The organism is Pseudomonas agronomica (assembly GCF_025917275.1).
Classification (GTDB): Bacteria; Pseudomonadota; Gammaproteobacteria; order Pseudomonadales; family Pseudomonadaceae; genus Aquipseudomonas; species Aquipseudomonas agronomica.
In genome coordinates this window covers 1-6607 of record NZ_JAOSHO010000282.1, presented here as the reverse complement: position 1 = coordinate 6607, position 6607 = coordinate 1, and the positions used below count along the sequence as shown (strand labels likewise).

Here is a 6607-nt window from a genome sequence, read left to right as displayed (position 1 = left end):
GTGGGAGCGAGCCTGCTCGCGAAGAGGCCAGCAATGCCAACCCAGCCTTTGTGAATTTGACCAATAATGCTCCAAGACTTTTGTGCGGCGGACCGGCGTCACGGTTGCGGTCAGCTGGCAGCATGCTGTGCATCGGAACCGGAGAACAAAAATGAAAATAATCATCGCCCCCGACTCGTTCAAGGACAGTCTCAGCGCCCAAGGCGTGGCGGACGCCATCGCGCAAGGGTTGGCCGAGGTCTGGCCGGATGCGCAGCTGATCAAGTGCCCGATGGCCGACGGTGGCGAGGGAACGGTGGAGGCGGTGCTCGCGGCCTGCAACGGCCAGTGGCGTGAAACCCGGGTTCGTGGCCCGCTGGGCACCGCCGTCGAGGCCCGCTGGGGCTGGCTGCCGCAAAGCCGCACGGCGATCATCGAGATGGCCGAGGCCAGTGGCCTGCAATTGGTCCCACCGGGACAGCGCGATGCCTGTTCCAGCAGCACCTATGGCACCGGTGAATTGATCCGCGCTGCCCTGGATGAAGGCGCCAACCGGGTGATCCTGGCAATCGGCGGCAGCGCCACCAACGACGGCGGCGCCGGGGCGATGCAGGCCTTGGGTGTGGCGCTGCTTGACGACCAGGACCAGGCGCTGCCGCCCGGCGGCCTGGCCTTGGGCAAACTGGTGCGCATCGACCTGGGCGACCTGGACCCGCGCCTGGCCGGCGTGTGTTTCGAGATCGCCGCCGATGTCGACAACCCACTCTGCGGTCCCCATGGCGCTTCAGCCGTGTTCGGCCCGCAGAAAGGCGCCTCGGCCGAGCAGGTACAACAACTGGACCGGGCCCTGGGGCATTTTGCCGAACACTGCGCCCAGGCGTTGAACCGCGACGTGCGCGACGAACCCGGCAGCGGTGCGGCCGGCGGCCTGGGCTTCGCCGCCAAGGCGTTCCTCCAGGCGCAGTTTCGCACCGGCGTGGAAGTCGTTGCGCAGTTGACCGGCCTGGCCGATGCAATCGAGGGTGCCGACCTGGTGATCACCGGCGAAGGCCGTTTCGACGCCCAGACCCTGCGCGGCAAAACCCCGTTTGGCGTGGCCCGTATCGCCCAGCGCCAGGGCGTGCCGGTGCTGGTCATCGCCGGCACGTTGGGGGAGGGCTACGAAGCGCTTTATGAGCACGGCATCGATGCCGCGTTTGCCCTGGCGAACGGACCGATGACGCTACAAGAAGCCTGCGCCGATGCGCCGCGCCTGCTGGCCGAGCGGGCCCGGGATATCGCGCGGCTCTGGCGCGTGGCGGCCCGCTGATCTCAGCGCGAGTCACGACGCAGCCATCGGAGATTGCCCTCCGGACATTGACCCGCCCGCACACCCTGCGTAGCCTTGCGCCTTCGAGGTTCTTCGGCACGCGCCGAAGCTAAGAAGGGAACGCGCAAGCCGCGGCTGCCCCCGCAACTGTGAACGGTGCTGTTTCTGCAAGGCCACTGTGCATGCCCTGTTACGCCGGGCGCACGGGAAGGCGCAGCAAATTGTCAGCCCAGGCTTTGGATAAAAGCCTGCCTGGCCCGCCGTCAGCCAGGAGACCTGCCTCGACAACAGATTCTCACTACAACCGGGCGGGGTGATCCGGTGGCGAAATCTTCCGTGCACGCCCGTGCCTGCGGTTGTCGTCCCGTTTGCCCGCCACCTTGCCAAAGGGCATCCGATGAAAACACTGGCCAAACTCCCCGTCACCATCGTCACCGGTTTCCTCGGCTCGGGTAAGACCACCTTGCTGCGGCACATGCTCGACAACGCCCAGGGCCGGCGCATCGCGGTCATCGTCAATGAATTCGGCGAGCTGGGCATCGACGGCGAGATCCTCAAGCAGTGCTCCATCGGTTGCACCGAAGAAGAAGCCAACGGCCGCGTCTATGAACTGGCCAACGGCTGCCTGTGCTGCACGGTGCAGGAAGAGTTCTTCCCGGTGATGCGCGAACTGGTGGCCCGTCGCGGCGACCTCGACCATATTCTCATCGAAACCTCTGGCCTGGCCTTGCCCAAGCCGCTGGTCCAGGCCTTCCAGTGGCCGGAAATCCGCAGCGCCTGTACCGTCGATGCGGTCATCACCGTGGTCGACAGCCCGGCCGTCGCCGCCGGCACCTTCGCCGCGTTCCCGGACAAGGTCGATGCCCAGCGCAAGCTGGACCCGAACCTCGACCATGAATCGCCGCTGCACGAGCTGTTCGCCGATCAGCTGGCGAGCGCCGACCTGGTGATCCTCAACAAAGCCGACCTGATCAACCCCGAGGACCTGGCAAAAGTGCGCCTGGAAGTCGCCGAAGAACTGCCGCCAGCGGTCAAGGTCATCGAAGCCAGCAGCGGTCGCTTGCCGCTGGACGTGCTGATCGGCTTGGGCGCGGGTTCCGAAGAGCACATCGACAGCCGCCACAGCCATCACGACCACCACCATGACGGCGATGACGACGACCACGATCACGATGCCTTCGATTCGATTTCCATCGAGCTGCCCCAGGCTGACGAAAGCCTGCTGCTGGACGCGCTGACGCAACTGGTGGTCCAGCACGACGTGCTGCGGGTCAAGGGTTTCGCAGCCATCCCGAACAAGCCGATGCGCCTGCTGATCCAAGGTGTCGGCACGCGCTTCGACAAGCACTTCGACCGCCAGTGGGGCGCCGACGAAGCGCGGGTCACCCGGCTGGTATTGATCGGCCAGGCCCTGGACGCCGGGCTGCTCGAAGCGCAGTTGCGCGCCGCCCTCAGCGCCTGAGCCATGCACCTGCTCAGGACCCAGCCCGGCGGTTTCGTGTCGGATGACAACATCGCCGACCTCGGGCAAACCCCCGCCGAACTGGTGATCCTGTGCAGCGGCGATTCCAGCCTGGCGCTGCTGGCCGAAGCGGCGCGGCAGTTGCCGGACGACTACCCGCAGTTTCGCCTCGCCAACCCGATGCAGGTGCAGAACCACGCCTCGGTGGACCTGTATTTCGAGGATGTGCTGCAACACGCCAAGGTCATCTTGCTGTCGTTGCACGGCGGCATCGGCTATTGGCGCTACGGCATCGAGCGGCTGATGGAGCTGGCCGGTCGCGGGGTGAAGCTGATCCTGGTACCGGGAGACGACCGCCCGGATCCGGAGCTCAGCGACTTGAGCAACGTGCCCGTCGAAGACCGTGACCGGCTCTGGCAATTTCTCCGCCAGGGTGGATTGGAAAACGCCCTGAACCTGTTCCGTCACCTCGGCAGCCAATGGTTTGGCCGCGACTATTCGTGGGGCGAGCCCCAGCCCCTGGCACGCACGGCGATCTATCATCCGAAAAAAACCAATGCGACCCTGGATGATTGGCAAGCCGACTGGCAGGCCGGCGAACCGGTGGCGGCGCTGTTGTTTTATCGCTCGCACCTGCAAGCCGCGAACACCGCGTTCATCGATGTGTTCTGCCAGCGCCTGCAAGCGGCGGGGCTCAATCCTTTGCCGATCGCGGTGGCGAGCCTCAAGGAACCTGCCTGTCTGGCCCAGGTGGAAGACTGGCTGGACGAAGTAGCGGCGGGGGTGATCCTCAACACCACCGGCTTCGCGCAATCCAGTCCGGAAGCACCGCACCTGCGGCCGTTTCGTCGCGATATCCCGGTGATCCAGGCGATCTGCGCCCAGGACAACGAACCCGGCTGGCGCGCCAGCGAACAAGGCCTGGGCCCGCGGGACCTGGCGATGCACATCGCCTTGCCGGAACTGGACGGACGCATCATCAGCCGGCCCATCAGCTTCAAGGACCTGGCCTGGCGCAGCGAGCGCAGCCAAAGCGACGTGGTGTGCTACCGGGCGGTGCCCGAGCGCATGGATTTTGTCGCCGGACTGGCCCGGCGCTGGACCACCCTGGCGCGCCTGCCCAATGGCGAAAAACGGGTGGCGCTGATTCTCGCCAATTACCCGACCCGGGACGGGCGCATCGGCAACGGGGTTGGCCTGGACACGCCGGCGGCGGCGTTGAATATCCTGCGGGCGATGCGGGCCGAAGGGTATCCGTTGCCCGCCGAGCTGCCGGCCAGCGGCACCGCGTTGATCCAGCAATTGCTTGGCGGCGTCACTAACGACCTGGACAGCCTCGACCTGCGGCCCTGCCATCAGAGCCTGGCTCTGGACGCGTACCAGGCAATGTTCGACGCGCTGCCCGAGGCCAATCGCCAAGCGGTGCTGGCGCGTTGGGGCGCGCCCGAGCAGGACCCGATGTTCCGCGAGGGCCGCTTGATGGTCGCCGGCCTGCGCCTGGGCCTGACGTTCGTCGGCATCCAGCCGGCGCGGGGTTACCAGGTCGATCCGAGCACGGTGTACCACGACCCGGACCTGGTGCCGCCCCATGGCTACCTGGCGTTCTATTTCTGGTTGCGCCACACCTATGGCGCCCACGCAGTGATCCACGTCGGCAAGCACGGCAACCTCGAATGGCTGCCGGGCAAAGGCGTCGGGCTGTCAGAGAACTGCTGGCCGGATGCGCTGCTGGGACCGCTGCCAAACATCTATCCGTTTATCGTCAACGACCCGGGCGAGGGCGCGCAGGCCAAGCGTCGCACCCAGGCGGTGATCATCGATCACCTGATGCCGCCGCTGACCCGGGCCGAAACCTACGGGCCGCTGCGTAACCTGGAGTTGCTGGCCGACGAATACTACGAGGCGCAACTGCTCGATCCGCGCCGCGCCAGGGAATTGCAACGGGACATCCTGGCCCTGGTGCGCGAGACGCACATCGACCGCGAGCTGCAACTCGATGCCGCCCTCGACAGCGACGCCGACGCGGCGATCTGGCTGCCGCGCCTGGACACCTACCTGTGCGACTTGAAGGAATCGCAGATCCGCGACGGCCTGCACATCTTTGGCGAGTCGCCGGAAGGGCGGCTGCGCATCGACACCTTGCTGGCGTTGTTGCGCATTCCCCGGGGCGACGGCAAGGGCGCCCAGTCCAGCCTGCTGCGGGCGCTGGCGAAGGCGTTCGGGTTGGGTTTCGATCCGCTCGATTGTGCCTTGGCCGAGCCTTGGGCAGGGGCGCGTCCCGAGGCTTTGCGCGACGTAAGCGACGAGCCTTGGCGCACCGTTGGTGACAGCCGCGAGCGCCTGGAACTGTTCGCGGCGCGCTTGATCGAGCAAACCTTGGGTGGCGACATCGAGCCGCTCGACGGGCCGGGTTGGGAGACAGTGCAAGGCATCATCGACCATCTGCGCGCCGTCGTCGCGCCGCGCCTGGACGCCTGTGGCCCGGCGGAAATGCGCGGCTTGCTCGATGCGTTGGGCGGGCGCTTCGTACCGGCCGGCCCCAGTGGCGCGCCGAGTCGCGGGCGCCTGGATGTGCTGCCCACCGGGCGAAATTTCTTCTCCGTCGACGTGCGCAACCTGCCCACCACCACGGCATGGCGCATCGGTTTCCAGTCGGCGAACCTGATTCTCGAGCGGCACCTGCAAGACCATGGCGATCACCTGCGCCAGCTCGGCCTGTCCGTGTGGGGCACCGCCACCATGCGCACCGGCGGCGATGACATTGCCCAGGCAATGGCGCTGATGGGCGTGCGTCCGGTGTGGGCCACGGGCAGCCAGCGGGTCGATGATTTCGAGATCCTGCCGCTGAGCCTGCTGGACCGGCCTCGGGTCGATGTGACGCTGCGGGTTTCCGGGTTCTTCCGGGACGCCTTCGCCAACCTGATCCGCTTGTTCGACGCGGCGGTGCAGGCCGTGGCGGCCCTGGATGAGCCTGACGACCTGAACCCGTTGGCGGCCAAGGTCCGCGCCGAGCGCGAAGCCCTGCTGCAATCGGGCTTGCTCCCGGAAGACGCGGCGCGCCAGGCCGGCTGGCGGATCTTCGGCGCCAAGCCCGGCGCCTATGGCGCGGGTGTGCAGGGGGCGATCGACGGTCGGCTCTGGCAGAGCCGCGAAGACCTCGCCGAGGTCTACCTCAACTGGGGCGGCTACGCCTATGGCGTGGGCGACGAAGGCACCGCTGCGAGGGCGCAATTTTCCCGGCGCCTGAGCCAGGTGCAAGCGGTGCTGCAGAACCAGGACAACCGCGAGCACGACCTGCTCGACTCCAACGATTACTATCAGTTCCAGGGTGGCATGCTCGCTGCCGTGGAAACCCTCAGTGGCGAAGCCGCCGCCAGTTACCATGGCGATCATAGCCAGCCGGACCTGCCGAAGATCCGCACGCTGAAGGAAGAACTCAACCGAGTGATTCGCTCCCGCGCGGCCAATCCGAAGTGGATCGACGGGGTCAAGCGCCACGGCTACAAAGGCGCGTTCGAACTGGCAGCGACGGTGGACAACCTGTTCGCCTTCGACGCCACCACGCAGCTGATCGACGACCACCAGTACGCCTTGCTGGCCGATGCCTATCTCCTCGATCCGCATACCCGGGATTTCGTCCGCCAGCACAACCCCGACGCCCTGCGGGACATGACCGAACGGATGCTCGAAGCGCAGCAGCGCGGGATGTGGCAGGAACCGGGGGATTATCGCGAGGCGCTGGAAAACCTGTTGCTGGACATTGAAGAAGATGGCTGATTGGCGCGCCCTTGTGGCGAAGGAGCGTGCTTGCGCTCGGTCCCGTAGGAGCTGCCGAGTGCAACGAGGCTGCGATCTTT

At 66.4% G+C, this 6607-nt stretch carries 3 protein-coding genes and 1 riboswitch; all 3 genes read left to right on the top strand.

All coding sequences use genetic code 11. The features are described from left to right. The first annotated feature begins 151 nt into the window (after positions 1-151). Positions 152-1288 carry a glycerate kinase gene (locus tag OC610_RS18305; RefSeq protein ID WP_264429614.1) on the top strand — a complete coding sequence of 379 codons (1137 nt, stop codon included), beginning with the start codon at positions 152-154 and terminating at the stop codon, positions 1286-1288. 69 nt (positions 1289-1357) lie between these two features. Further along, positions 1358-1586, top strand: a riboswitch (cobalamin riboswitch). Positions 1587-1685: 99 nt separating this feature from the next. Continuing rightward, the gene (gene cobW, locus OC610_RS18300; protein WP_323156035.1) at positions 1686-2750 is read left to right on the top strand and encodes a cobalamin biosynthesis protein CobW; all 1065 of its coding nucleotides are present in this window, start codon (positions 1686-1688) and stop codon (positions 2748-2750) included. A gap of 3 nt (positions 2751-2753) precedes the next feature. After that, positions 2754-6527 (top strand): cobaltochelatase subunit CobN, encoded by a 3774-nt coding sequence (gene cobN / locus OC610_RS18295; protein WP_264429610.1) that lies wholly within the window; start codon positions 2754-2756, stop codon positions 6525-6527. Positions 6528-6607: the final 80 nt, after the last annotated feature.